Here is a 25020-nt window from a genome sequence, read left to right as displayed (position 1 = left end):
GGCCTTTCAACTTGATTTAAACCCTAATTACTGTAAAAATAAGTAGTGAGAAATGGTTGAGGACCCTTACAAGAGCCGTTATGGCTGTTGCATATTACAATTATTTTATACCCTAACTACTTTACACTTACTTGAATACAATTAAGATCATCCAATCCGGCGCCATTTCCCAGAAAAAGGCCTCAGGTAAAAACCTGAGACCTTTTTTGTATATTCGTTAACTTCTTATTATTTTGCACTCGTAAGCTGCCAAGTAACAGTGCTAATTACAAACAAAACTACTCCGACAATTACTAACTCTAAGAAAATGCCACTCGCTATCTCCAAAAAATAGCCAATATTCAAGATCAAACCTTCAACATTGAAAATTGTCGGAATGAACGCCAATAGTCCAAAAATCACGATCAATCCTAGTGATGCCCTCATCCCTCCAGCGGCAAACATATTAATTAAGCGCCCAGTTGAAACAATTTCTTTGAGTCTTTTAATTTGTTGATAAGCTAAGATGCCCACAAAAATGATAACCAAGATATTTAAAATCAAAAATACAAGCTCAACATTTGCTGCTAAAGTGGCATTAGCCAAGCCAAAGCTTGTAATAATTGCGTAAAGCCCACTTTCCTTATTCTTCTTCAATTTTTCCTGAACAGACTTAGCTTCCATGGAAGAATTGTCATCAATTTTAGTCAAGATAACCTTACGAATTTGACTAGCTAAGCTAGAATTTTCTGCTCTAAATAAATGAATTCCCAAAGTATAGTCAATCATTGCATTCGCAATCGGTCTTGTTTGCTCAACAGTTAATAGATTATTAGTACTGTTGTTACTACTTCGATCAGCACCAATTGCTGCAGCGAAATTATCAAACTTCTGATTGATATAGCGTTCAGCTACAACTCCATTGCTTTCTTTGGCAATCTGACTCCTCATAAAAATCGGGTTCATAAAAGTTACTAAGCTGAAAAACAAAACCACAATTGTAAAGATTGCAATTCCAAAAGATCTTTTATCATGCACAGTTTGAGCCTGATCAATTCTACGCAGCTCACTGCGTGTGCGTACTGCCATTTCCTCGACCTTCCTTAAAATTAATTGTCGAACATTTTATTAATAGCCTGAGTTAAAGTAGTTAATTCGTATTTTTGTAAGGCAGATTTAGCCTCTGCAAGTGTTTGACTTATCTTTGACTCATCTATTGATAAAAATGTTGACATAAAAGTTTTTACCATTATATCAGAAATTTGATCAGCATCTAAATCAAATTCAGTCCGTTTTACGTATAGACCTCCTCCAGCTGTAACAATAAAGTTTAAACCAATCTGAACTTGACGATCATTTCCCAAATCATGCTTAACGCCTTCATGCTTAAGCCAATCATCAAGAATCTGGCTCCAGCGATCCAATGAATCACCATCACTTAAAATACTTTTGACAACGCGTTCAACGCCTTCATCTTGGATACCTTGTTCTAAAATCAAATAAATAAAGATTTTCATCTTAGAATATGTATTCAAATTTTTGAAATCAGTCGCATTTAAACTCTTTAAGACTGCTGTCATAAAATTAGTAACAATTTCGGTAATTAATAGATTCTTATGTGGGTAATATGACTGGAGTAGTGATTTAGAAATGCCAGATTTATCTGCAATCATTTGTAGTGATACATTTTCCATGCCTCTTTTTTTCAGGAGCATAAAAGTATTGCGCAGTATTTCATGTCGTCTTGCTAAATTTTTTTGTCTTGCCATATCCTTTGCCTCGTTATTATTATTCTATTCCTATACAGTATAGCGTTTTCACAGCATTAATTACAATCATTATACCAAGCCCTATTACTAATAACGAGATAGGATTTTGCTTTTTTTCAAATTTAATGCTATATAAAAGACCGACAATTTTATTTGTCAGTCTTTACGTGATATTTAATTTTTTCTTTCTAAAAAAGTGTAGCTCAATGATAAAGCTAAAATAAAAATAATTGAGATAAGTAATGGTAGTCTCGTTGCTGGGATTAGCGCCAAAATTATTAAAATTACTAAGTAGAAAATGATTGTAACCCAGCTAGTTATTGGAAATCCCGGCATTCTAAAGCTACCTAGTTTTCCTTTATTTTCTGCGCGATATTTCAAATGCGTCCACATAATAATTATCCATACCATAATAAAATTGATTGTTGATACACTAGAAATAATATCGAAAACTTGTGCTGGCATAATATAATTCAGAATTACAACGATAAATAAAATTAACGATGAAAAGGTCAAGGCATTATTAGGAACCGCTTTTCTACTTAACTTTCCAAATCTTTTAGGGGCATTATTTCCACGTGAAAGTGCATATAGTGATCTACTAGTTGAAAAGATAGCACTATTAGTAGCGGACATTGCTGCCGTTAAAACAACAAAGTTTAAAATTCCAGCTGCTGCAGGAATCCCAATTGCGCCAAAAACCTGTACAAATGGACTAGTTGTAGTAACAATCTTGTTCCAAGGGTAAACAGCCATAATAGCAATCATGGAACCAACATAGAATAATCCAATTCTGACTGGCAAAGTATTAATTGCCTTGGGAATATCCTTGTCTGGATTGGCCGTTTCACCTGCTGTTAAACCGACAATTTCTATTCCGACAAAGGCAAAAACTACCATCTGAAATGACTTTAAAAAGCCCCATGAGCCTGTTGGAAAAAAGCCCCCATAATTTACCAGATTAGTAAGAGAAACTGTTCTAGAGTCAATTTTGGTATGCATAACGAGTAGAATCGCTCCAGTAATGATCAAGGCTAAGATAGCTAGAACCTTAATCATTGAAAACCAACTTTCAAGCTCGCCAAATAGTCCAACATTAACCATGTTAACAAGCATTAGCAGCACAACAATGACTAACGGCCCTACCCATTGAGGTAAATCTTTAAACCAATATTTCAAATAAATTCCAGTTGCAGTTAAATCAGCCATTGCTAAACTAAGCCAGCATAACCAATAAGTCCACCCCGCAACAAATTCCATTCTATTTCCTAGATACTTTTTCACTGATTCAATAAATGAATGTTGATCAGGCTCAGTTAAGATTAGCTCTCCCAACGCTCTCATCATGAAAAAGCTAATAATACCAACAATCAAATAAGACAAGATAATTGATGGACCAGCACTTTGAATAGCTGTACCAGATCCTAAAAACAGCCCCGTACCGATAGCTCCACCAATTGCAATCATTGTTACATGACGGCTCTTAAGCGATCTCTTTAGTTTTAGCTTCTCCTTTTCATCCATTTTATACTCCCCCTTAAAGACAAAAATGCCTCTAGTACTTAACTTATACTAGAGGCATTTCTATTTTATGAAATTAAAATTCTTGTATAGTAAATCAATTAGCTATTTTATTTGCTTGTATTATAACTTGCTTCATGAAATTGTCAAATCTGTTTTTTGGACTTGGGTCAAGATTTGGACATTCTGTTTTATTAATTTTCTGTTCTTGATTAAAAGAAAAGCGGCAAAACTTACCCAAAGTACTAAACTAATAATTACATGAATAAGCGAACCTATATTTCCACCAAAAATTCCCACGCCATCTTGAGTCAATGGGGTTTCAGAAAATGTAAGAATATCATATAGTGCATGGATTACCATTGTCGGCCATAATTTACCGCTATATAAAATTAGCACTGCCTAAAACTGCACCATTAATTTGCCACTTTTTGCTTTTAAAAATCACTAATAATAAAACTAAGTTTATATATCGGGCTGCTTCCTCACCAATTTCCGCTTCTATTGAGTAGAGAAAGACAGACCAAGCGTTTTTTAGACGGACCGACTCAGTAGGATTAAGTAAAGAAAAATCCCAATTCCAGAATAATTCTTGCCATCTCTGAGCAAATCTACTGAATGTTTGGAAAAATGAAAGCCAAATCGCTATCCCAAAAATTAAAATAAATGAAAGCAGCTGCAATTTTTTGCCTTTAAAAGTTGGTAAATTAAAACAAAATTCATAACCCCAACTTTTAACAGCAAAATATACATAAACTAAAATTGCTAAAGCATAAACCAAGCCAGATTTATTTAAACTCACTAAAAAGCCGTCTGGATTTACATTTTTTAAGGTTAAAAGATAGCAAAACATAATAACAAAATTAATCATCCAGACCGATGCTATCAATCGCCAAATTGGCTTTTTAATTTTCCCATATTCGACTATTGTAACCGGAATCAATACTATTATGGTCCCAACAGCATAAATCCAAAAGATGAGTAGTGTTAACTGAGAAAAGTGCTGAATGAGAATATCACTCAAGTTTCTAACTTGATCGATAAAAATCATAGGTATAAGTACAATATTTATTAGCTGCGAAATCCTTTTATTTTTACTTACTACAACTGCTAGAGCTAAAATTCCAAGATAAATCCAATCCTTAACTGTATGATAATTAATTAAAATAATTACAGCTATCAAAATATTTAGATATAGTTGCGCCTGAAACACTTTCTTCATCCTCATCACCTCATTTATGCTAATTTTCGTTTAATTATATCTTAATTATTGATGAGGATTCAACAATAGGATAAATTTATCGTAAATAAAAAGGCCGAAGATTAGCATAGTTACTAATTTTCAGCCTTTTAATAAATATTAAAATTTAATGTGAATCATCCTTGAATTCTATTTTGTTCATCAAAGATTCGGTGAATTGACTTATCGTTGTAAATGTAATCAATACCCTTAGCAAGCAAACGTGCAACAGATAAACGAACCATTCTATCTGGATACTTCTTGTGCTTGATAGTATCAGTTACAACGATTTGTTCAACGGGTAATCCATTTAAAACCTCAGTTGCATTTTGTGAAAGCAGAGCATGAGTTGCTGCAACATAAACTTTCTTAGCTCCAGCAGCTAAAACTGACTTAGTTGAAGAAGCAATTCTAGAACCAGTATCAATTAAGTCATCAACGATAATAACAGTCTTATCCTTAACGTCACCGATCATATCATGAGCTTCTGCGTCATAACGCGCACCACGTTGATCAACAATAGCAATAGGTGCATCAAAGTAAGAACCAAAAGTACGTGCAAGTTTTGCACCAGAGTGATCTGGAGAAACAACTACTACATCATCATCATCCTTACTTGCAATACCGTTATCTAAGAAGTATTGAGCTAAGATTGGCATAGCGTGCAAGTGATCAACAGGAATATTGTAGAAGCCTTGAATTTGTGATGCATGTAAGTCAACAGCAATCAAGTCATCAATATCAGTCAATTGAAGCAAGTTAGCTAATAATTTAGCAGTGATTGGTTCACGTGAACGATTCTTAGTATCTTGACGTGAATATGCCATATAAGGAATTACTACGTTAACAGAGTGAGCAGATGCACGGTGTAAAGCATCCAATACAATCATCAATTCCATAAAGTTTTCATTTACTGGATCTTGAATAGATTGAATTACGTAGACATCACAGCCTCTAACACTTTCCGTAATGTTAACTTGAATTTCTCCATCACTAAAGTGTTGAACAGCAGTCTCTAACAATGGTTTATCCAAAGCTGCCGCAATTCTCTCTGCTAAAGCTTGGTTTCCACCAAGACCGATTAATTTCATTGGGTGCAACATTTCGTGCAATTCTTCTTTATTCATCAATTTGCCCTTCCTTGTAAAATTAACAGCTAGTTTTATTATAACTAAAAATTCCTGTTTTGCTCTACTTTTCTAGCTATAGATTATAACTGATTATTTTCTGCTGCCTTGATTTGATCTAAGCGACCAACGACATAATTATAAAAATCCTCTGCATCTTTGGGATTTGTATTTTCAAAAGCTCTCAAAACAATTGCCAGCTCATCTTTTCCCATTTGGTGTAAACTAGCCGTTTGATAAATCATAGGATTATCACCCTTAGGAACTAATTTTAAAAAGCCATTAATTAAGATATGCGCTTTTTTATATACAACAGCTTGTAAACTGTGAACATCTAGTATTACTTCTCGTTTACCTGGAAATAACGGCGCAGTATGCTTAATTGTAATTTTGTCATCATTTATAGACATCTCGCCATTCATCCCCTGAACCACTATTTTTGTCATTATTCTAACCTTCTGCTATTTATTAAATTCCATTTATATATTAATTCTATCGAATTTTTAGATCAAAAAGAAAAAGAGCGCTACTTTTTTAGCTCTCTTTACAAAAATCTTTAATTAAATCTAGTAACTTTAAACTATGAACAACATAACTATAATGCGTCTGACGAGGCATTAAAACTAAACGACAATTAGGAAGCAATTGACTATACCAGCGAACATGTTCAACCTTAACCCAATCCTTTTCACCTACTACGCATAAAGTAGGCGTCTTAATCCGTTTTAACGTTTCAACCGGAATATGACTCTCTCTTAAAGCCACTCTGCTGTCACGATCTCCCTTAAAAAAGCCTCGAATAGTATTAGCCGCAATGTGCTTTGCATTCACGCCATTTCCATTAACGTAAGTTCCAGCAACAATTATTTTAGAAACCAGTTCTGGTGCTTGGGCGGCCAAAGAAAGAGCAACTAAACCTCCAGACCCAAAGCCTAAGATATAAGGCTTTTCAAGTTTAAGCGCGCTAATAAAAGCCCGTAAATCTTCAACTTCAGTTTGATAATGCTCGCTTGCTTCTCCTTCACTTAAACCGTGGCCTCGCATATCAGGAACCACAACTGTGTAATATAAAGAAAGCGGCGCAACTAATTTATCGAAGATTCCACCATCTTGGTGGTGCCCATGTAACAAAATTAAAGGATGCCCTTTACCTAATTTCTGATAGTAAATTTCAACTCCATTAACTTTTACTTTCATACCAATTCCTTTAGCTATAAATTCTTATAAATCTTGATGATCCAAATCACTTAAAGATGCTTTTTTTGCAATCTTTTTATTCTCTTTTTGAGCTTCACGCTCTGCCATCAAGCTTTTAATAATTTGGTGCCATACACGATAATTAGCTCGGAAATTATCTGGTATTTTCTTGGGATTAAGATCATGCACCATACTATCCGCACGTTGCCAATAATGATAGTAAGGTGTTGAACTATAGTAAAAACCATTAGTCAATGATACGTACTTAACGTTGAAGATTTGATCTTCCATAAAGGCTAAATCTTCAACAAAACGCAAATGATACTTCTTAATGACACTAATTTTATATCCCTTATTCCAGGTATATCCTTTTACAGGTGACCCAAAGACATTAGTCATCTTCAAATAAGCTTCTCTCTTGTCGATCAAGCCCCCGCTTTGCTTACTTCCTACTGGATGACTTTCATGTCTTTTTTCTGAATCAATCCAAAAACCACAAGAAACAATATCTACATCTGGATGCTCATCAAATGCTCTTACAAAATAAGCAGTATAGCCAGGATCAACCCAGTCATCCCCATCATGAAAAGTAAAATATGGGGTAGTTACATGAGCCATTCCAACGTTTCTAGCATCAGAAAGGCCACCATTCTTTTTATTAATAATGTCAAAATAAAGAAACCGATCACGATACTTCTCAGCTACTTCGCGAGTTTTATCTTTTGATCCGTCATTAACAATTAATAATTTAAAATTTTTATCTTTTTGTTTTGCTAAAGCTTCTAATGCCCGGCCCAAATATTTTTCCATATTGTAGACAGGCATAATTACCGTTAACATTGGCTGGCGTAACACAGCGTCTGCCTCCTTTTGCTTATGATTATAGCATCTTAATACTTATTTACATAATTCAGTTAGCTATTTAGGTTATAATATAGCCATCATATTGAGTATATTTTATTCATAAGGAGAAAATTTTATTATGAAAAAAATACTAACCGCGCTTGTAGCTATCTTAACAAGCGGAATTTTAGGGTTAACTGCTATTAGTAATACTAAAACAGTTAAGGCAAATGAAAATGACACTCCTGTTGTAACCTTAGGTACATCCCTTACCTCTTCTCAAAAGCAGGGAACAATTAACACTCTGACGCAGTCCTTAAATGGTAGTAATTATACCACCATCACTATTACTGGCGCAGATCTTGTAAAATATCTTAATCCTTCAGGCTATGACTTCACTAATAATTCGGGCGTTTGGTCTAGTGCCATGATCCAAAAAACTAGCTCTGGTAGCGGGATTAATGTTCATATTTTACCTTATAATGGCCATAATAACATTACAACTATTACTGCTAACCAATACAAAAATGCTGCTTTAACTGCTGGTATTTCTGACGCGGACATTTACGTCACTTCTGCTACACCAATTGACGGATCAGGTGCCCTAGCCGGCGTTTATGCCGCATATGCTAAAAATGGCAATTCTTTAAATCAAAATCAAATTAATGCAGCACAAACTGAAATGAATACCTTAAGTAAGATTACTAGCCAAAACAAGGGAAAAGATGGCTATTCTGACGCCCAATTAAACAATGCCATAGCTGGTGCAAAAAAAGAAATGGCTAAACAGGGACAAAATATTTCTGATAGCCAAATCAGGGATATTGTTAATAACCAAATTAACATTAACCACCTTGGTGACACTATTACAAATAATCAAAAAGAACAAATTATTAATGTCTTAATTAAGATTAAAAATTCTGGTGCATTAAAAGACAAAAACTTCCAACAACAAGCTGGTCAACTAGCAGACCAAATTCAATCTGGTGCTAAGAACATCTTTTCAAAATTTAATACTCCTGAAACTCGTAACTGGTTTCAAAAATTAATTGATTCAATCGTTAGCTGGTTTAGAAGTATCTTTGGCGGTGTCATTATCTTAAACTAAAACGTTAAAAAAAAGACGGCTTAAAATAGCCGTCTCCGTCGTCAAAAACTAGTACCTGCGTGCGTTCTAGTCTTTCAGTTATTATTATAGCAACTACTAAAAAAAGTGCATTAAAAAAGTCTGCAAATTGCAGACTTTTTTTGTTTACTAAGCAGATTATTACTTCATTTTATCCATATAACGATTTAATTCATGGTCCACAAAAACGTTGCCTTCATTATCAGCGTGTCCCTTGGTCCAGCTAAAAGTACTATCCGGAAAATGACCTAGTAAACTATCTAGCCTTTTCCATTCGGTAGCATTAATTAAAGGGCCATTTGATCGCTTCCAGCCACGTTTCTTCCATCCCTCAATCCAGTGTTTATTAATTCCATTTAAAACATATTGTGAATCTAAAACAAATAAAAGATGTTTGTCATTAAATTTCAACTCAAGCAATTTTTCTAAAGCATTAATTAGACCCAATAATTCCATCTTATTATTCGTAGCGCCGAATTCTCCGCCAGATCCATAAGTACGGCCATCTTGCCATTCAATTAAATAAGCCCAAGCTGCTCTATCAGTCTTATTAACGTGCCCACCTTTATGTACCCCAGTATTTCGTGATCCACCATCTGTATAAATTGTTGCAAAATAGTCTGCTGAATTATTAGAACTAGTCTTTTTTACTTTTTGCTTCTTAGACTGGTGTGTGATGTTAGCAGCTTGGATTTTCTTAATCGCATTGCTTAAAGAATCTTCTTTAACAATATCTGGTTGTGTTTCTTTATTCCAGTCTAAATACTCAGTCGCATCAGTTATCTTTTCAAAAGACTTATACTCCGCACCGGAAAAGCCATCAACTTGTTTTTTAGCATCTTCCCATGTTCGGTAAACACCCGGTGTACGACCTTTTTTTACTGCATAGTATTTCATAAATATTCCTTTCCTATCTGCTCTAGCTGATAAAATGTTAGAATAATTTTAACGCTAAAACTAATACGAAGGGAGGATGTAGCATGTTTTTTATTCAAAAAAGATATAGCGAAGAAGTTGAAAAGAATAATAAACATAAAAATAAAGAACCTAGTATTGCAAGAATGACTTTTTTAGGTTTAATGGCTACTTTTACTCCTACTCGCTGGCTGCTCAGAATGCACAAACGCAAAGTTGAAGATAGTTCAACAACAGAAGCAGCAACTTCTACAATTACGCAAACGCCAATTTTTTACGTACATGGTTTTCGCGGAGGCGATTATACAACTAACAAAATGGTTCATGCTGCTTGCAAGGCAAAAGGCACAGATAAATTTCTTAAAGTTACAATTGATCCCTTTGGTAATTTTATTTTGGAAGGAACTTGGACAGCTGATCCACAACCCATCGTTCAATTAGTTTTTAAAGACCGAATTGCTGGCGTTTATGCAAGTTCCTATTACTTGCGCACTGCCTTGTCTTACTTAAGTAAGAGATACCATTTCAAAAAATATAGTGCGGTCGCCCATTCTCTAGGCGCCCCTTCAGTAGTAAAGGTTGAAATGAAAACAAGCTTAAGAAAGAACTTTCCCCACCTAGATCATTGTGCTTTAATTGCTGGTCCTTTTGATGGAGTAATGTATTTAGGTGATTTACCCAATGTTAATCGTCTTAATGAAAAAGGACGTCCTATTTTGATGAGTATTTCCTACTTAGGAATGCTATTCAATCAGCGTCGCTTTAATCCTAATATTTCTGTTTTAAATATTTATGGAAATATCTTAGATGAAACTAATACAGATAGGTTTATTTCTGTTGTTTCTGCTAAATCAATTCGCTATATCCTCGCTCCTGGTGCCCACACCTTCCAAGAAGTCGAAGTTCGCGGGGACGCAGCTGAGCATAGTGTTCTACATGATAATCCTTTTGTAATTAATATTATCAATAAGTTTTTGAAGTTAACTGATTAATTTTATAAAGAAAGAAAATCGTTATGTACTATATGCCATTTTTCTATGACCCATATTTTTGGATGATTATTTTAGGCGTAGCAATTTCCGGCTGGGCCTCAATGAATGTTAATTCGACTTTTAACCGTTACGATCAGGTTCAAAATCAAGGTAATTACACTGGTAAAGTAGCAGCTCGTTATATTCTAGACCAAGCTGGTTTATATGAAGTAGAAATTCGTGAGGTTGCTGGAAACTTAACCGATAATTACAATCCTACTAATAAAGTTCTCAGCCTTTCGCAGTCTGTTTATAACTCTTCTTCTATTGCCGCAGTTGGAGTAGCAGCACATGAAGTCGGACATGCTTTACAAGATGCTAGCAACTATGCACCAATGCGTATGCGTTCTGCCTTAGTGCCAATTGTTTCTCTTGGTTCTAACTTATCAATGCCATTAATTCTTCTGGGACTAGTCTTAGGAATGAATCAAACTTTGATTAGAATTGGCATTTGGTGTTTTGCACTAGTTCTTCTTTTTCAGGTAGTAACTTTACCAGTCGAATTTAATGCTTCACACCGTGCACTAAGAATGCTAAATAATGGCGCTATTTTATCTCCACAAGAGATGCCGATGGCACGTAAAGTATTATTTGCGGCAGCTTTAACTTATGTCGCAGCAGTTTTAACAAGCATGCTACAATTATTTAGACTTCTTTTTATTTTTGGAGGACATAACAACGATAACAACTGAGTTAACAGGGAGGGATAATTATTTTTTCAAATGAATTTTGGACACTTCTTTGGGCAGTTAATACACTTTTAGCCTTTTACGTAGTGTTCCATAGAAAAAGATCGGTCGCTACCTCTTGGGCCTGGCTAATTATTTTACTTATTTTTCCTGTACTCGGCTTTATTCTTTACGGTTTTATTGGGCGTGGATTATCGCAAGAAAACCTTTTTGCAATTAATAATCAAAAACACATCGGCTTAAATAAAGTAAATAAGATGATTCCGCGTATCCCTAAGGATACTGGACCAACAGATACTTCTAAAGAAGCAAAAATTTTAATTGACTATTTCAACTTTAAATATGACTCCCCGCTTTCTAAAAACAATAAAATTAGTTTTTATACTGACGGAGAAGAAAAATTCAAAGCTCTTTTTAATGATATCAATCAGGCTAAAGAAACAATCAATGTTGAATATTATTCCTTCATGAATGATGATTTAGGAAACAAGTTTCTTAATTTATTAATCAAAAAAGCTCGTGAAGGCGTGAAAATAAGATTGATTTATGATCCGTGGGGATCGCCAGGTGCTTCAAAAGCTTGGTTTAAGCCTTTAACTGATCTAGGGGGAGAAGTGGCAGCTTTTATCACGTCTCAGAATATGATCAAAAAATATCGGATGAATTATCACCTTCACCGTAAGATTGTTGTTGTTGATGGCCGAATATCTTGGACGGGTGGTTTCAACGTTGGCGACCAATATGTAAGTAAAAGCAAAAAGTTCGGTTACTGGCGCGACACACATCTTAGAATTGTAGGATCAGCCTCACTACTGCTCCAAGAACGTTTTGTAATGGACTGGAATGCTTCAGTTACTAATAAGAATGAGACAATTTCATTCAATGAAAAACTTTTTCCCAAGATTGAAGAAAATAAGCTAACTGAAGATGATGTTGCAACGCAAATCGTGTCAGATGGACCTGATACCTCTACCCCTTACTTACGTAATGGGATGATTAGAATGATGATGATGGCAAGAAAAACGCTCTGGATTCAAACGCCTTACCTAGTTCCAGACGATCCAATGATCGCGACCTGGGTTATTGCTGCCCGTTCAGGAGTTGACGTCAGAATCATGATTCCTTCAATGCCCGATCACCCCTTCATTTACCGCGCTACTCAGTGGTATGCAAACTACTTATTACATGAGGGAATAAAAATTTATGTCTATAACAATGGCTTTATTCATGCTAAGACTGTCATGGTTGATGAACGATTTTCAGCAGTTGGTTCTATGAATCAAGACTTTCGCTCATATAGTCTGAATTTTGAAACCGATGCCGTTTTCTACGATAAAAATATTACCCGGGAATTAAATCAGATTTTTGAAAAGGATCTTACTAACTGTACTGAATTAACTTTAGACATCACCAATAATTGGTCTCGTTATCTTCGCTTTAAACAGGCCTTTTCTAGATTACTTTCTCCAATTTTATAAAAAACAAAAAAGGATAAGCACTCTTTCGCTTCTTCGTGTAGTGATCAGAGTACTTATCCTTTTTTTATATTCGTATTTTTACATTTACATCATTGACTGCACTTCAATACCAACATTTGAACCTAAATATTTTCTGATGTTAGCAATTACATCACTAATTTGCTGTGAAAAGCGTAGATAATACGCTTGCCGATTATTAGTCTGAAATATCGCCATTACAGTAGGCTTTTTAGGATTAGGAACTGCAATTAAAGTAACATGTGCAATGTCGCTATACTTAACTGTTCGTTTAAAATATCCACTTACAACTAATCTCTTTTTAGCTAATCCACTAACGCCATCAATAATGCTCATTAACAAGAATGTTGCAATAAACACATTCATGAGTAAAGTTGGATCAGTAAAGTAATCTAAATAAAATCCAATTAATAGAAAAATCAAGGCCCAAATAACCGATGAACTTCTAAAGCGAGCCTTATAATCAATGTTTGCTTGCCAATACCAACTATAAAAAATATAGCCAATTAGCAAAATATCAAAAGCAATATACAAAAGTGACATATCTTTCCTTCTAAAATTATTTATTAACGTTAAAATTCTTACTTCAATTATAACAAATACCACTTTTTCTCTCAGCATTCTATAATTGACTTAGTTGAAAATTAAAAGTATAGGAGGTTTCATATGGATTTAGACAATCAAATTGCTGCTCTGCAAGCAGATCTCAACAATGCTCACCATGTCACGTACTTAACTGGTGCCGGAGTTTCTACGCCCTCTCATATTCCTGACTACAGATCAAAAAATGGCATTTATAATGGCATATCTGAAAGCCCGGAACAAATTTTAAGCGAGGACACCCTCTTTCACGAACCAGCTAAGTTCCATCACTTTGTAATGGAGAATATGTATTTTCCTAATGCTCAGCCAAATATTATTCACCAAAAAATTGCAGCTAGCTGTAATAAAAATGGCACTTTAATTACCCAAAATGTTGATGGCTTGGACAAAAAAGCCGGCAATAAACATGTCATTGAATTTCATGGCAATCTTTATAATATTTTTTGTACTAAGTGTCATGAAAAAATTTCATACGAAGAATATAAAGAATCATATCTACACGCAAAAGACCACGGAATAATTCGTCCTGGCATTGTTTTATACGGCGAACCAATTAATGAAATGGTTTTAACTGAATCAATCAAAGCAATTCAAAATAGTGACTTAGTTATTATTGCTGGAACTAGTTTTGTTGTCTATCCTTTCGCTCAACTTCTTGCCTATCGACAAGCTGCTGCTAAAGTATGGGTTATCAATAATACTCCTGTACCAGCTCCTAAAGAAGTTTTAACAATTATTGAAAATGCTGAAAAAGTATTTGACAAATTATATATATAACCGATATTATCTTAACTAACATTTTATTTAATTTATCCATAGCTCTTTCTGTTATTTTTTGTTGTACAATATAAGATGGAGTTAATATATTAATTAAAAGAAAGGTTAGGATTAAATGCCACTTGCCCAAGCAAAAGTTTTTTATTACGATTTTGTTGAAATTAAGCCATGGACCTATGAATTAGTCATCAGTAACTTGGGATTAGCATTCGTTGGTTCCAAGAATAGTAATATTGAATCTTCTATTTTAGGATTTTATCCTAACCACATTCTTGTTCAAGATTCAAAAAAATTGGCTCCTTATGTTCAACAATTAAAAGAATATTTTGCAGGCACGCGTCGCTCTTTTACCGTTCCTATCGACTATTCAAGCTTTGGTACTCCATTTCAAAATCAAGTTGTTAAAATGATTGAAAATATTCCTTACGGAACAACCATCTCATACAATGATTTAGCCTCTGCTATTAATGGCTCAACTTCTGTTCGAACAGTTGCACATGCGGTAGCCCTAAATCCATCCCTAATTTTTATTCCAAGTCATCGCGTAATTTTAGCGTCAGACAAGGTGGGAAGTTATAGAATGGGAGAAAAGGAAAAGCAACGCTTAATAAAACTTGAAGAAGGCTATTTGAATGCAATTGATTAAACTTTATCAGCCTTTTTTTGACGCTAATAACTGGGCTCATGTCCTAACTAGCGGACAAGATTGGATGATGATTCTGACTCTAATTCTAATGGAGTGTTTGCTATCAGTTGATAATGCGGTAGTTTTAGCCGCACAAACGCAAGTTTTACCAACTAAAGATGAGCAAAGGAAATCATTGGTCTATGGACTTTGGGGTGCTTATCTATTCCGTTTTATTGTAATTGGGATCGGTACTTACCTAATTAATTTCTGGGAAATCAAACTCTTAGGTGGTTTATATTTACTTTATTTAGTTTATAAGTATTTTTATGATGTTCGCCATCCTGCACAAGTTGCTAAGAAAGAAGCAGCAAAAAAAGAAGCCCACAAGAAAAAGAACTCCAAAACAAGAAAGCACCATCTTTCATTATTTTGGAGAACTGTTATTTCAATTGAGTCAATGGATATCGTCTTCTCAATTGATTCTGTTTTAGCAGCTTTAGCAATGTCAAATAATCCAGTTGTCGTCTTAGTTGGCGGAATGATTGGTATTTTATGCATGCGAGGAGTTGCAGAAGTTATTATCAAATTAATGGAAATTATTCCTGAACTTCAAACAATGGCCTATGTTTTAATTACAATTATTGCAGTTAAACTACTTGTTTCATTGCCACCGCTAAACTTTAAATTGCCCGATGCAATCTTTGCCTGCATTGTTTTTGGTACAGTTATTTTAACAATTATTTTTCATTACGTTCGACAAAACTTACATGGCAAAAAAATGCCTTAACCTAATTGACTATCAATAAAATCTTTAAGCACAACGGCCTGGTTGTGCTTTTTATTTTTAGCACCATATAAGAAAATAACATCTTCTTGAGCTAACTTTTCTTTCACATTCTTAATAAAATTCGGGGTTACTGGATTAGCTTTCAGTTGCGCTATATACTTAGTCTTGAATTCAGGAAACTTATCGTCTTCATGATTAAACCATTTTCTTAACTCATTAGTTGGTCCAATTTCCTTATCCCATTCATCTAAATGAGCCTTTACCTTGCTCATTCCCCTTGGCCACAAACGATCTACTAAGATTCTATAACCTGCGGGTTGCTCATGATCATAAATTCTAACAACTTTTATCTCATTCACCTTTTAGTTCCTCCTTACAATTTATATTTACTTTCAAATACGAGTGTACAACATTTTTAGAAAGAAGTAGCAATATGAACTATGAAGATTTTTTTACTAATCGGTCTACTAGTGAAATTAGCAAAGATCTGTTGGGTAGAACTCTATCTTTCAATAATGGAAACGAAATTTTATCAGGCACAATAGTTGAAGCAGAAGCCTATGTTGGTGTAAAAGATCGTGCTGCTCATTCTTATGGTGGTAGACGCAGTCAAGCAAATGAAGGCTTATATCGTCCTGGTGGCAGTTTATATATCTATTCTCAGCGGCAATATTTTTTCTTTGATGTTGCCTGCCAAGCAGCAGGCGAACCACAAGGAGTTTTAATTAGGGCCATTGACCCACTAACTGGAATTGATACCATGATTAAAAACCGTAATGGCAAAACTGGTCCGCTTTTAACTAATGGTCCTGGAAAGATGATGCAGGCTTTAGGAATTACTAGTAGAAAATGGGATTTAGCTCGGTTAGAAGATTCTCCCTTCGATATTGACATTAATCATAAACGTAAAATTGAAGAAATTACTGCTCTTCCAAGAGTCGGGATCAATCAGTCAGATCCTAAATGGGCCAAGAAAAAACTAAGATTTATAGTTGCTGGTAATCCCTATGTTTCAGATATTAAGAAAAAAGATGTTAAAAAAAATCACGGATTTATTTGACAAAAGATTAAAAATCGTTTAATCTTTTCATCAGTTAAATAAATCCCCAATGCAATAGAGGTTGCGATAACCACAAAATCTACTTGAGTACGCGAATACATTGACAGTAGTTTTTTAGGATTATCGCCGAAACAAGCTTACTTTCGCGAATTAAGCTTGTTGGGATGTGAGAGCATATCTTACATACTGTCCTGGTAGTCCCCAGGGAGCGCTATATGATTTGGTTTAATTACTGATGATTTTCAAACCTCGTTGTTTTTGGTAAACAGCGAGGCTTTTTATTTACGCTTTTATTGTATTGGCTTTATTTGAAATAATTTTTGGAGGTATTTCAAAGTGAAGTCAAAAATAAGATGGTTTAGTGCTTTATTAGCCCTAATTTTAAGTTTGGTTATCGGTTTTAGTTCTAATTCTACCCAAACCGAAGCGGCTAAAAAGGAAGCACCCCTAAAAATAGGTATGGAAGCTAATTATCCACCATACAATTGGACTCAAACTACAGATGCAAATGGCGCAGTTCCAATTGATGGATCTAAGCAATATGCAAATGGATATGATGTACAAATCGCAAAAATTATCGGTAAAAAGCTTCATCGTAAAGTTGTCGTTGAAAAAACCGAATGGGATGGTTTATTGCCAGCTTTAACTTCTGGCAAAATCGACCTAATTATTGCTGGTATGTCTCCTACTGCTGAACGTAGAAAGGCAATCAATTTCTCTGAACCATACAGAAAGAGTACTTTCGTTGTTATTACAAGCAAGACTGGAAAATTTGCTCAAGCAAAAGGCTTAAACGATTTTAAGGGAGCAAAATTAACTGCTCAACAAGGTACATTGCACTACGACTTAATTAAGCAATTACATGGTGCTAAGCGTGAACCAGCAATGAGAAGCTTTTCTGCAATGCGTCAAAGCTTGCAATCAGGTACTATTGATGGTTATGTTGCAGAAGATATTGAATACCAAAGTTATAAGGCAGTTAACCCTAACATCGTTGCCGTTAACTTAAACAAGATGCAGGGATTCAAGGTTACCCACGATGATTCAATTACTTCAATTGGTGTTAAGAAAGGCAACACTGAATTACTTAACCAAGTTAATAGCATTTTAAACGGTATTTCTAAGAAAAAGCGCGACCAATTAATGGCTGATGCTGTAAAAGAGCAGCCTCAAGCCGGTAGCAGCAAGAAAGAAAACTGGTTCATGTCAATTATGCATCGCTATGGTTCAATGATCCTTGGCGGTGTTGGAATGACTCTTCTTTTAGCTTTAGTTGGTACTATTGTTGGTTTCTTCATCGGTTTACTTGTTGGGATTGTTAGAACTATCCCAACCCCTAAGTCTACTGGTAAAAAGTGGGGCTTAAAGATCGTTGACTGGATTTTAGCAGTTTATATTGAAGTGTTCCGTGGAACTCCTATGATGGTTCAAGCAGCTGTTATCTACTACGGAATTGCCCAATTATGGCACCTTAACTTAAACCGTACAATAGCTGCTCTAGTAATTGTTTCAATTAATACTGGTGCTTACTTAGCCGAAGTTATTCGTGGTGGTATTAACGCTACTCCTAAAGGTCAGTTTGAAGCAGCTTCTGCTATCGGTATGACTCACTCACAACAAATGTGGCATATTATCTTACCGCAGGCAATCAGAAACTGTTTACCATCAATTACTAATGAATTTATTGTTAACATTAAGGATACTTCAGTATTAAGTATTATTTCTGTATCAGAATTGTTCTTTGTTGGTACAACTGTTGCCAGTCAAACCTTCCAATTCTTCCAAACTTACTTCATTATTTCAATGATCTACTTAATTTTGACATTCTCAATCACTAGAATTTTTAATTTCATTGAAAAGAAGCTTGAAGGTCCAAAGAACTACAACTTAATGGCTAATCAATTACAAGTAGAAGATCCAAAGGAGACTGGATTTGAACATGAACAATAATAACGAAGAAAACATTTTACAAGTACAACATTTACAAAAGAAATACGGCGATCACACAGTATTAAAAGACATTTCTTTTGATATCAATAAAGGTGAAGTAATGACCATTATTGGTCCATCTGGTGGTGGTAAATCAACCATGCTTAGATGTATTAACCTTCTTGAAGAACCAAGTAATGGTAAGATTTTATTCCATGGCAACAATATTCTAGATTCTCATTTTGATCGTAATAAATTTCGATCAAAGGTTGGTATGGTTTTCCAGCAATTTAATTTGTTTAATAATAAAAATGTGCTTCAAAATTGTATGATCGGTCAAGAAATGGTTCTTGGACGCTCTAAAGAGGAGGCCAAGAAAATTGCAATTGAAAACTTAAAGAAAGTTGGTATGGAGCCTTTCTTAACTGCAAAGCCTCAACAACTATCTGGTGGACAGCAACAACGTGTTGCTATTGCGCGGGCAATTTCGATGGATCCAGAAATCTTACTTTTCGATGAACCAACTAGTGCGCTAGATCCTGAAATGGTTGGTGAAGTACTTAATACCATCCAGTTACTAGCTAAAACTGGATTAACAATGGTCATTGTTACTCACGAAATGGGATTTGCTCGTGACGTTTCTGATCAAGTTATCTTTATGAGCGATGGAGTTATTACGGAACAAGGTACACCACAAGAGATCTTTAATAATCCTCAAGAAGAGAAGACTAAGAAGTTCTTACGTAACTTTAGAAGCAATGAACTTTAAGATAGTAAAAAAATGCATTGGATTTTTGTCCAATGCATTTTTTCTATATAATCTCACTATTTTCTTTTTCTTGTGCTAGCTTCCAGCCGGTTTCAAAATATGTCTTACGCAATTTTCTTAAGGCATCATAATCACTTTGTAAGCTATCAATCGCATCTTGAAGCTTTTTATTTTGCTTTCTCATCGCATTTAATTCAGGGTCATTAACTATTCCCTTCAAATGAACTTGTCCAGCTAAATCACGTTTTGCCTGCTGAAATTCTTCTTTTAAATTAGCAAGAGTGTCTTCGTACTTAACCAATTTTTTATTTACAACACTAAGTTGATTATTCAACTTAATAAATAATTTATAGGGCATATTAGATTTAATTCGATTACACTCGCTACATGACAAAATCAGATTATCAAAAGAATTATCATGCGATAAAGAAACTGGATCTTTGTGATCTACGCTTGTTCCGCGTCTACCACAATATTGGCAACGATAATTATATTTGTGACGAATTCTTTCACGGTCAACAAAATCTACTTCATTTAAGGAGAAGTCGACTTCAATTCCCATGTTTTTCATATTAACAGCAAAATCAACATTGCTATTAGGAATATAATCTATTTCTTTATCTTCGCTCTTAATAATTGCCTGATTAAATTTGAATCGTGGCAATTGCTGCAAAGCTACTTCATTACCATCATAGTCTTGAATAAAAGATTCATATTGGCGTCTATGATCGCTTCCTACAAGATACTGATTTAAAGCCTCCGGATTAGCGTTGCCCGTATTTTTCTTTCCTACAAAGCCATAGAGCATTACCTGGGAAATATTTTCAATTACTAAGTTTTCATAATCTTCTGCATCCAGATTGCGTGTTAAGCAAATATCACAAATGCTTGTTAACTTGGGATTCATTAATCCTTCTTGCTTAAAATGAAGGCTATCAAGTCGCAACCCGCAGGATGCGCATTGTAATTTCAAACTATTCTTCCCCCATTAGTAAAATACTAAAAGCAATTCTTTGCATCTTATCTTTACCAGCAAAGTCGCCTTTAAATAAGTCTGGCAAAATTTTCTTAATAAAGTATTGAACACAAGTTAAGTCATCAAACTTTTTAATCGTTTCAAGGCTTTCTTTAAACATTTGCATGAAAACTGGATTGGGGTTTCCTAATTCAATTTCACCATAAGCTTCATAAAGTAAATCTAACTTATCACAAATAGATAAAATTTTACCTTCTAAAGTATCATCTTTACCTTCAGATAGACGCTTAGTGTAAATTTTTTGAAATTCTTTTGGAATTTCGTCCTTAATAAATTTGGCAGTCATTGTTTCTTCAACGTCTCCAATCATCTTTCGCAATTGTGGAGTTGCATATTTAACTGGAGTCTTAATGTCACCAATAAACCGCTCAGTATAATCATGGTTAAGACTCTTTTCATATAGAGCTTTCCAATTTATCTTTTGCTTACCAACAACTTCTTCAATATCTCCCATCATTTGAGCAAGTTCAGCCGTTCTAAAACTATGATCAGCGACAGAATGATGCTGATATTTAAAATAACCTGGTGCACGATCGATTGACTCTAAACTATTAAAACCTTGAATATATGCATTTAATCCCATAAAAACTTACCCCTTCCAGAAATATAAAAATGTCTAAAATTTCTACTATCATAGCAAAACCGTTCTACTCTTGCAAATCAAAAATAGAGAAAGATTCAACAACTTAATCTTTCTCTATTTTTCTAATCCAGTCAACTCATTTGTATTTAAAGCAGCTAAAGTCGTTAAAGTAGCATCGTAATAGTTATCTTTCGGAAGGGGTCTTGAAAAGATATACTTTTCTTGTTCAACCAAAGTGTCATAGCCTTGATTACGATACTTATTAGCTGCTACAAAGATTGGTGCACTAAAGCTCGCTGATTGATAATAATGTAATTTTTTACCTTTTAAGGTAAAACCAGCCGAAGTTCCTTTTTTCTTAAAAAATTTTAGCATTTTCTTTACTACTTGAGCCGCATTCTTATCATTACTTTCCGCTAATAGCATTGGGACTCGGCAAGCATTTGCACTATAGTGACCATCATCATTAGTCGCCACTTCATTAGCTTTTGCGGGTTTCACATAATTATTAGAAACCCATGCAAAGTCAGGAACTAAACCAGTATCGTGTTCCTTGCTTAATTTTTGCAAATAGTTAAGCATTTTGCTTTTAATTGTTAGCCATTCCCGATCACCGGTCGCTTGGTAAAATTCTTCAAACGCTTTTGGCATTACATCTGATGTCCTCAGGACATTATAAAAGCGTGAGTCTTTATTAGCCCAATTTCCGACAGTTACCATTTTAGCTTTCTGATTAATCTCAAACCTTTTTATATCATTAATTAAGTTAACAGCTTGTGACTTGTAGCCATGTCCTGGCCAAACTCTATTAGCATGTAGCAAAGCTTGAGCAATCATTATGTCACCATCACTTGCACTCACAGGATTATCACGCCAAATATTTTTCCTATCTTTCTGTCTCCAGCTCATCAAGTTTGAATTTATTAAGCGATGAGCCAAGTAATAATTGTCTAGCTTTTGAAAATCAATCCGGCTTCCTAGATGTTTCTCTCCTGCTTTAGCAGCCAATAACATTCCATAGCCTTGCGCTTCAGATAAAGCACACGAAGAGCCCTTTTCCCCTGCTGCATTTACGTATTGTTCGTTTTGATTTTTATTTTTTATTTTTTATATAATCTTCACGCCACTCATGATAATATCGCTCTTCTAGAGTTCGATCATTGCTCATCCTCACATAGCCAATGATTCCTAAATAAGCAATAATAGTTCCTAAAATTAGTATTAAATTCTTTACTTTCATTTCTTATTCCTAATCTGCAAACCTCTTGGTTTTCACCCACTTAGTACCATCACGTCTAAACAACTTATCTCCAATTACTGAGCAGACTGCTTGAAGAGAAATAGCAATGAAGAGCTGTGAATAAGTAAAATATGACACTAAAGCTAGCCAGATCTGGTCACTAGTGGCTTGACCATATTGGGTAGCTAAAGCTAGATTTATTTGAATTACATAGAGCAAGATCATTAATAACCAGTTAATTAATAGTAGCTGCATTAAGAGAACATTAGAATTCATCGCAAAGATAATTGGAATTTCCGGATTAAAAAATCGTGCAATTATACATCCCAAATCCACAAAAAAAATAATATCTGAAAGAATAACAGCTAAATTAAACCAAAAGAAAGTACATGTTAAATAAAAAGTTTCTAATTTCACACGCCAGTTACTCTTATCAAATAAGTGCTTAAAGTTATTCATCACCACTTGATAATTACCCTTAGCCCAACGTAATCGTTGATAATAATAATCACGTAAATGTTCAGGCTCCTGCTCAAAAGCTTCTGAATTATATGCCAGAGCAATCAAGTACCCATCTTCCATAATCCGAAAAGAAATATCGGTATCTTCAGTTAAGGCGCCGCTTTGCCAGCCACCAATCTTTTTTACATATTCTGTATTAATGATGAAATTCGTTCCTGGAATTCGCCCAATTTTAAATAAATTCCAAACGCCTACATGTTGAAGTCTTTGAGATACAATAACTTCTTTGTTAATGCATTTAGTTAAAAAATTTTGTTTTGCATTTCGTGTTTTATTTCTGCCAAAAGTTGCCATATATCGATGGGGATTCTCTAAAACTTTTTTCACTAAAAAATAGAGAGCATTTTGTTCAGGTAATGCATCGGCATCATAAACACAAATATATTCTCCCTGCGCTATCTTTAAAGCATCATTTAAGACACCTGCTTTACCGCCTGAACCATGACGTTCAATTATTTGTATATTTCTGTATCTATATTGAGGTAAATCTGTCGCCTTACGCATTTCAGCTGCAGTTTTATCTTGACAATTGTCGGCATATAAGAGGAGCTCGATCTTTGATGCAGGATAATTCAAGTTAAGAATTCCCTTGGTGGTATTTGCAATCACCACTTCTTCATTATGTGCTGGAACAACAATCGTAATTGTAGGATAACGCTTTAATGGCGTAATTGAAATAACTTTTTTACTATGCTTAAGCCAAAAACAAGTTGCACCATAAAGCGTAACTAATGAGGCTAAAAGTGAAAACCAAATTGAAACTAAAGTTGAAACAGCTAAAAAATCATTTAACATTATGCTTTCTTCCTAAATGACGTACTGTATGCTCGGTTTGATGATAAATAGTCCAGAGGTTACGAAACATAGCAAAAAATGCCACTAAAAATGTTAAAGTAATCAAAATTACTAAGAAAAAGAACCAATTACTCATACTTCTACTCCCTTTAAATATTCAACAACTAAGTCTGTTTCAAGTTTTCTTTTTAGACGTTTAAGAATGGCTTTAAAGTCAGGATATTCAAGTAAATCTTTCTCTGTAATATGCTGAGTTGCCATCTTAAAAGCAGGCTGATATTCCTTGTACTGTAGCCTTTTTAACTCAGCTTTTAGTTCATCATTTAAAACCATTAATGTACCCGGTGCGATCGTATTAGAGATAATCAGAAATTGACCATTTCCCAGGTAATATAAATTCTCATCAACTAACCTGCTCTTTTTAAGTACTGTTGCTATCTGCCGCAAAATCTCGTCATGATCTTCTAAATTAAATTGCGCAAATTGCTGATCATGTTCCCAATCAATAATTGTAAAATCACACCACAGAGGTAAATAATTTTTCTCTGTTAAAATTTTCTTAATCTTTTTATATAACTTTTCTGCATTATATGTCGTTTGTAATTTTACGTTTTGATCATAGTGCTTGAGATAGCGATAGGCGCTAGACTGATTTTTCTTAAATATTTGCCATCTAAAGATGCACTCTTTAATTTGACTAGTTAAATATGTTTCTAAGGGAAAGGAAACAAGTAGCAAGGCCTTCCCATAAAAATCTATCGCTACATATCCAAGAGTTAGAGCACTAATTCCTAGCACAGTCAAAATTAAAATAAGCCAGGTACTAACAATAGTTGGTGCGCTCAATCCAATAACTGCTCCTAGAATTAAGAGCAGCATAACCCCTAAAAAAATATTACGAGAAAAGTTACTTGCCAGTCCTAAAAAAATAGACGGTAAAACAAGGGCAAAAATTGCTTTTACTTCTACCCCTTTTCTTGAAATGTTATTCATTTAAAATTCTATCCTATGCTTAATTTGTCACATTTTATAAGTCTTTTTATATAGTAATATAATTTCATTTACAACAAAATGTTATTAAATAAACTAGGATTTATATAACTTTTACATGCAAAAAAGAGAGACGCTAACTAGCGTCTCTCTTTATCTTATGCAGTAAATTTAATTACTTGTTTTCATCTTTAGCAGCTTTGTTTAAGAAAGCAACTACTTCAGCAGCTCTCTTAACACGAGCCTTAGAGTTTTTCTTGTTCTTAGGTCTTAAGTTTGGTGTAACACCAGTGTTGTAGTTTTCACCTTTACGCATAGATCTATACTTCCTCTCAAATAAAATTTTCGAAAATCTTTTATTATCATAC

The 25020-nt window shown here is 34.4% G+C and carries 26 protein-coding genes, 1 pseudogene and 1 riboswitch; of the genes and pseudogenes, 10 read left to right on the top strand and 17 right to left on the bottom strand.

The annotated features are described in order from the left end of the window. Positions 1-228: 228 nt before the first annotated feature. The 8 genes from LpgJCM5343_RS00525 to LpgJCM5343_RS00490 all read right to left on the bottom strand — a co-directional run bounded on the left by LpgJCM5343_RS00525 (position 229) and on the right by LpgJCM5343_RS00490 (position 7688). Positions 229-1068, bottom strand: a complete 840-nt coding sequence (locus tag LpgJCM5343_RS00525; RefSeq protein ID WP_003649633.1) for a hypothetical protein — start codon at positions 1066-1068, stop codon at positions 229-231. Positions 1069-1088: 20 nt separating this feature from the next. Then, positions 1089-1748: a TetR/AcrR family transcriptional regulator gene (locus LpgJCM5343_RS00520; RefSeq protein WP_003649634.1), complete on the bottom strand. Its 660-nt coding sequence runs from the start codon at positions 1746-1748 to the stop codon at positions 1089-1091. A gap of 174 nt (positions 1749-1922) precedes the next feature. After that, entirely contained in the window at positions 1923-3272 is a 1350-nt protein-coding gene (locus LpgJCM5343_RS00515) for an amino acid permease (RefSeq protein WP_077959328.1), read from the bottom strand. Positions 3273-3651: 379 nt separating this feature from the next. Next, positions 3652-4491, bottom strand: a complete 840-nt coding sequence (locus LpgJCM5343_RS00510; protein ID WP_250881783.1) for a hypothetical protein — start codon at positions 4489-4491, stop codon at positions 3652-3654. Between the two features lie 155 nt (positions 4492-4646). Next, positions 4647-5636 carry a ribose-phosphate diphosphokinase gene (locus LpgJCM5343_RS00505; protein WP_049149488.1) on the bottom strand — a complete coding sequence of 330 codons (990 nt, stop codon included), beginning with the start codon at positions 5634-5636 and terminating at the stop codon, positions 4647-4649. Between the two features lie 83 nt (positions 5637-5719). Continuing rightward, positions 5720-6082 carry a hypothetical protein gene (locus LpgJCM5343_RS00500; protein ID WP_101890901.1) on the bottom strand — a complete coding sequence of 121 codons (363 nt, stop codon included), beginning with the start codon at positions 6080-6082 and terminating at the stop codon, positions 5720-5722. A gap of 88 nt (positions 6083-6170) precedes the next feature. Beyond that, positions 6171-6833 carry an alpha/beta fold hydrolase gene (locus tag LpgJCM5343_RS00495; RefSeq protein WP_003649645.1) on the bottom strand — a complete coding sequence of 221 codons (663 nt, stop codon included), beginning with the start codon at positions 6831-6833 and terminating at the stop codon, positions 6171-6173. 24 nt (positions 6834-6857) lie between these two features. Next, a complete protein-coding gene (locus LpgJCM5343_RS00490; RefSeq protein ID WP_003649646.1) occupies positions 6858-7688 on the bottom strand; it encodes a glycosyltransferase family 2 protein in 831 nt (276 codons plus the stop codon). A 127-nt stretch (positions 7689-7815) separates the two neighbouring features. On the opposite strand from LpgJCM5343_RS00490, the gene LpgJCM5343_RS00485 reads away from it, so the two are divergent. Beyond that, entirely contained in the window at positions 7816-8784 is a 969-nt protein-coding gene (locus LpgJCM5343_RS00485) for a DUF1002 domain-containing protein (RefSeq protein WP_003649647.1), read from the top strand. A 159-nt stretch (positions 8785-8943) separates the two neighbouring features. Here LpgJCM5343_RS00485 and LpgJCM5343_RS00480 read toward each other — a convergent pair whose 3' ends face one another. Next, the gene (locus LpgJCM5343_RS00480) at positions 8944-9699 is read right to left on the bottom strand and encodes a ribonuclease H1 domain-containing protein (RefSeq protein WP_020806654.1); all 756 of its coding nucleotides are present in this window, start codon (positions 9697-9699) and stop codon (positions 8944-8946) included. A gap of 83 nt (positions 9700-9782) precedes the next feature. On the opposite strand from LpgJCM5343_RS00480, the gene LpgJCM5343_RS00475 reads away from it, so the two are divergent. From LpgJCM5343_RS00475 to cls, 3 genes are read left to right on the top strand one after another with little or no spacing between them, the layout of a single operon-like run. After that, positions 9783-10709: an alpha/beta hydrolase gene (locus tag LpgJCM5343_RS00475; RefSeq protein ID WP_003649649.1), complete on the top strand. Its 927-nt coding sequence runs from the start codon at positions 9783-9785 to the stop codon at positions 10707-10709. A gap of 23 nt (positions 10710-10732) precedes the next feature. Beyond that, positions 10733-11440 (top strand): zinc metallopeptidase, encoded by a 708-nt coding sequence (locus LpgJCM5343_RS00470; protein WP_100733140.1) that lies wholly within the window; start codon positions 10733-10735, stop codon positions 11438-11440. A 17-nt stretch (positions 11441-11457) separates the two neighbouring features. Beyond that, positions 11458-12915 (top strand): cardiolipin synthase, encoded by a 1458-nt coding sequence (gene cls / locus LpgJCM5343_RS00465; RefSeq protein WP_024273002.1) that lies wholly within the window; start codon positions 11458-11460, stop codon positions 12913-12915. 84 nt (positions 12916-12999) lie between these two features. Here the strand turns inward: cls and LpgJCM5343_RS00460 are convergent, their stop codons facing one another. Then, a complete protein-coding gene (locus tag LpgJCM5343_RS00460) occupies positions 13000-13476 on the bottom strand; it encodes a hypothetical protein (RefSeq protein WP_020806657.1) in 477 nt (158 codons plus the stop codon). A 123-nt stretch (positions 13477-13599) separates the two neighbouring features. Here LpgJCM5343_RS00460 and LpgJCM5343_RS00455 point away from each other — a divergent pair, with 123 nt between their 5' ends. From LpgJCM5343_RS00455 to LpgJCM5343_RS00445, 3 genes are all read left to right on the top strand, one after another. After that, complete coding sequence (locus LpgJCM5343_RS00455) at positions 13600-14313, top strand: NAD-dependent protein deacylase (RefSeq protein WP_049161835.1); 714 nt, start codon at positions 13600-13602, stop codon at positions 14311-14313. Positions 14314-14428: 115 nt separating this feature from the next. Next, on the top strand, positions 14429-14959 hold the full coding sequence (locus tag LpgJCM5343_RS00450; protein WP_003649654.1) for a methylated-DNA--[protein]-cysteine S-methyltransferase: 531 nt from the start codon (positions 14429-14431) through the stop codon (positions 14957-14959). Then, entirely contained in the window at positions 14946-15728 is a 783-nt protein-coding gene (locus tag LpgJCM5343_RS00445; RefSeq protein WP_003649655.1) for a TerC family protein, read from the top strand. The genes LpgJCM5343_RS00450 and LpgJCM5343_RS00445 overlap by 14 nt, the downstream gene beginning before the upstream one ends. Here the strand turns inward: LpgJCM5343_RS00445 and LpgJCM5343_RS00440 are convergent. Continuing rightward, positions 15725-16087, bottom strand: a complete 363-nt coding sequence (locus tag LpgJCM5343_RS00440) for a DUF488 domain-containing protein (RefSeq protein WP_020806660.1) — start codon at positions 16085-16087, stop codon at positions 15725-15727. The two genes, LpgJCM5343_RS00445 and LpgJCM5343_RS00440, sit on opposite strands and share 4 nt — an antisense overlap. Before the next feature lie 74 nt (positions 16088-16161). Between LpgJCM5343_RS00440 and LpgJCM5343_RS00435 the strand changes: the two genes are divergently transcribed. The 3 genes from LpgJCM5343_RS00435 (at position 16162) to LpgJCM5343_RS00425 (ending at position 19486) form a co-directional block, all read left to right on the top strand. Continuing rightward, entirely contained in the window at positions 16162-16788 is a 627-nt protein-coding gene (locus LpgJCM5343_RS00435; RefSeq protein WP_003649657.1) for a DNA-3-methyladenine glycosylase, read from the top strand. Positions 16789-16835: 47 nt separating this feature from the next. Next, a riboswitch (Lysine riboswitch) is annotated at positions 16836-17010 on the top strand. A 114-nt stretch (positions 17011-17124) separates the two neighbouring features. Then, complete coding sequence (locus tag LpgJCM5343_RS00430; protein WP_101890900.1) at positions 17125-18738, top strand: ABC transporter substrate-binding protein/permease; 1614 nt, start codon at positions 17125-17127, stop codon at positions 18736-18738. After that, entirely contained in the window at positions 18728-19486 is a 759-nt protein-coding gene (locus tag LpgJCM5343_RS00425; protein ID WP_003649659.1) for an amino acid ABC transporter ATP-binding protein, read from the top strand. Before LpgJCM5343_RS00430 ends, LpgJCM5343_RS00425 begins: the two co-directional genes overlap by 11 nt. Positions 19487-19529: 43 nt before the next feature. On the opposite strand, the gene LpgJCM5343_RS00420 is transcribed toward LpgJCM5343_RS00425, so the two are convergent. The 6 genes and pseudogenes from LpgJCM5343_RS00420 to LpgJCM5343_RS09465 all read right to left on the bottom strand — a co-directional run bounded on the left by LpgJCM5343_RS00420 (position 19530) and on the right by LpgJCM5343_RS09465 (position 24968). Then, positions 19530-20459: an HNH endonuclease gene (locus LpgJCM5343_RS00420; protein ID WP_003657152.1), complete on the bottom strand. Its 930-nt coding sequence runs from the start codon at positions 20457-20459 to the stop codon at positions 19530-19532. Position 20460: 1 nt separating this feature from the next. Next, a complete protein-coding gene (locus LpgJCM5343_RS00415; RefSeq protein ID WP_003649661.1) occupies positions 20461-21105 on the bottom strand; it encodes a YfbR-like 5'-deoxynucleotidase in 645 nt (214 codons plus the stop codon). Positions 21106-21219: 114 nt separating this feature from the next. Further along, positions 21220-22345, bottom strand: a pseudogene (locus LpgJCM5343_RS00410) (glycosyl hydrolase family 8). Between the two features lie 9 nt (positions 22346-22354). Beyond that, positions 22355-23662, bottom strand: coding sequence for a glycosyltransferase family 2 protein (locus tag LpgJCM5343_RS00405; protein ID WP_113576174.1), 1308 nt, complete (start codon positions 23660-23662; stop codon positions 22355-22357). 132 nt (positions 23663-23794) lie between these two features. Next, positions 23795-24655: a hypothetical protein gene (locus LpgJCM5343_RS00400; RefSeq protein WP_101890897.1), complete on the bottom strand. Its 861-nt coding sequence runs from the start codon at positions 24653-24655 to the stop codon at positions 23795-23797. Between the two features lie 172 nt (positions 24656-24827). After that, positions 24828-24968: a hypothetical protein gene (locus tag LpgJCM5343_RS09465; RefSeq protein WP_003649666.1), complete on the bottom strand. Its 141-nt coding sequence runs from the start codon at positions 24966-24968 to the stop codon at positions 24828-24830. Between the last annotated feature and the right edge of the window lie 52 nt (positions 24969-25020).

This window comes from Lactobacillus paragasseri, from assembly GCF_003584685.1.
In the GTDB taxonomy this organism is placed as follows: Bacteria; Bacillota; Bacilli; order Lactobacillales; family Lactobacillaceae; genus Lactobacillus; species Lactobacillus paragasseri.
Note: the sequence above shows the minus strand (reverse complement) of the source record. Positions and strands in the feature narration are given on the sequence as shown.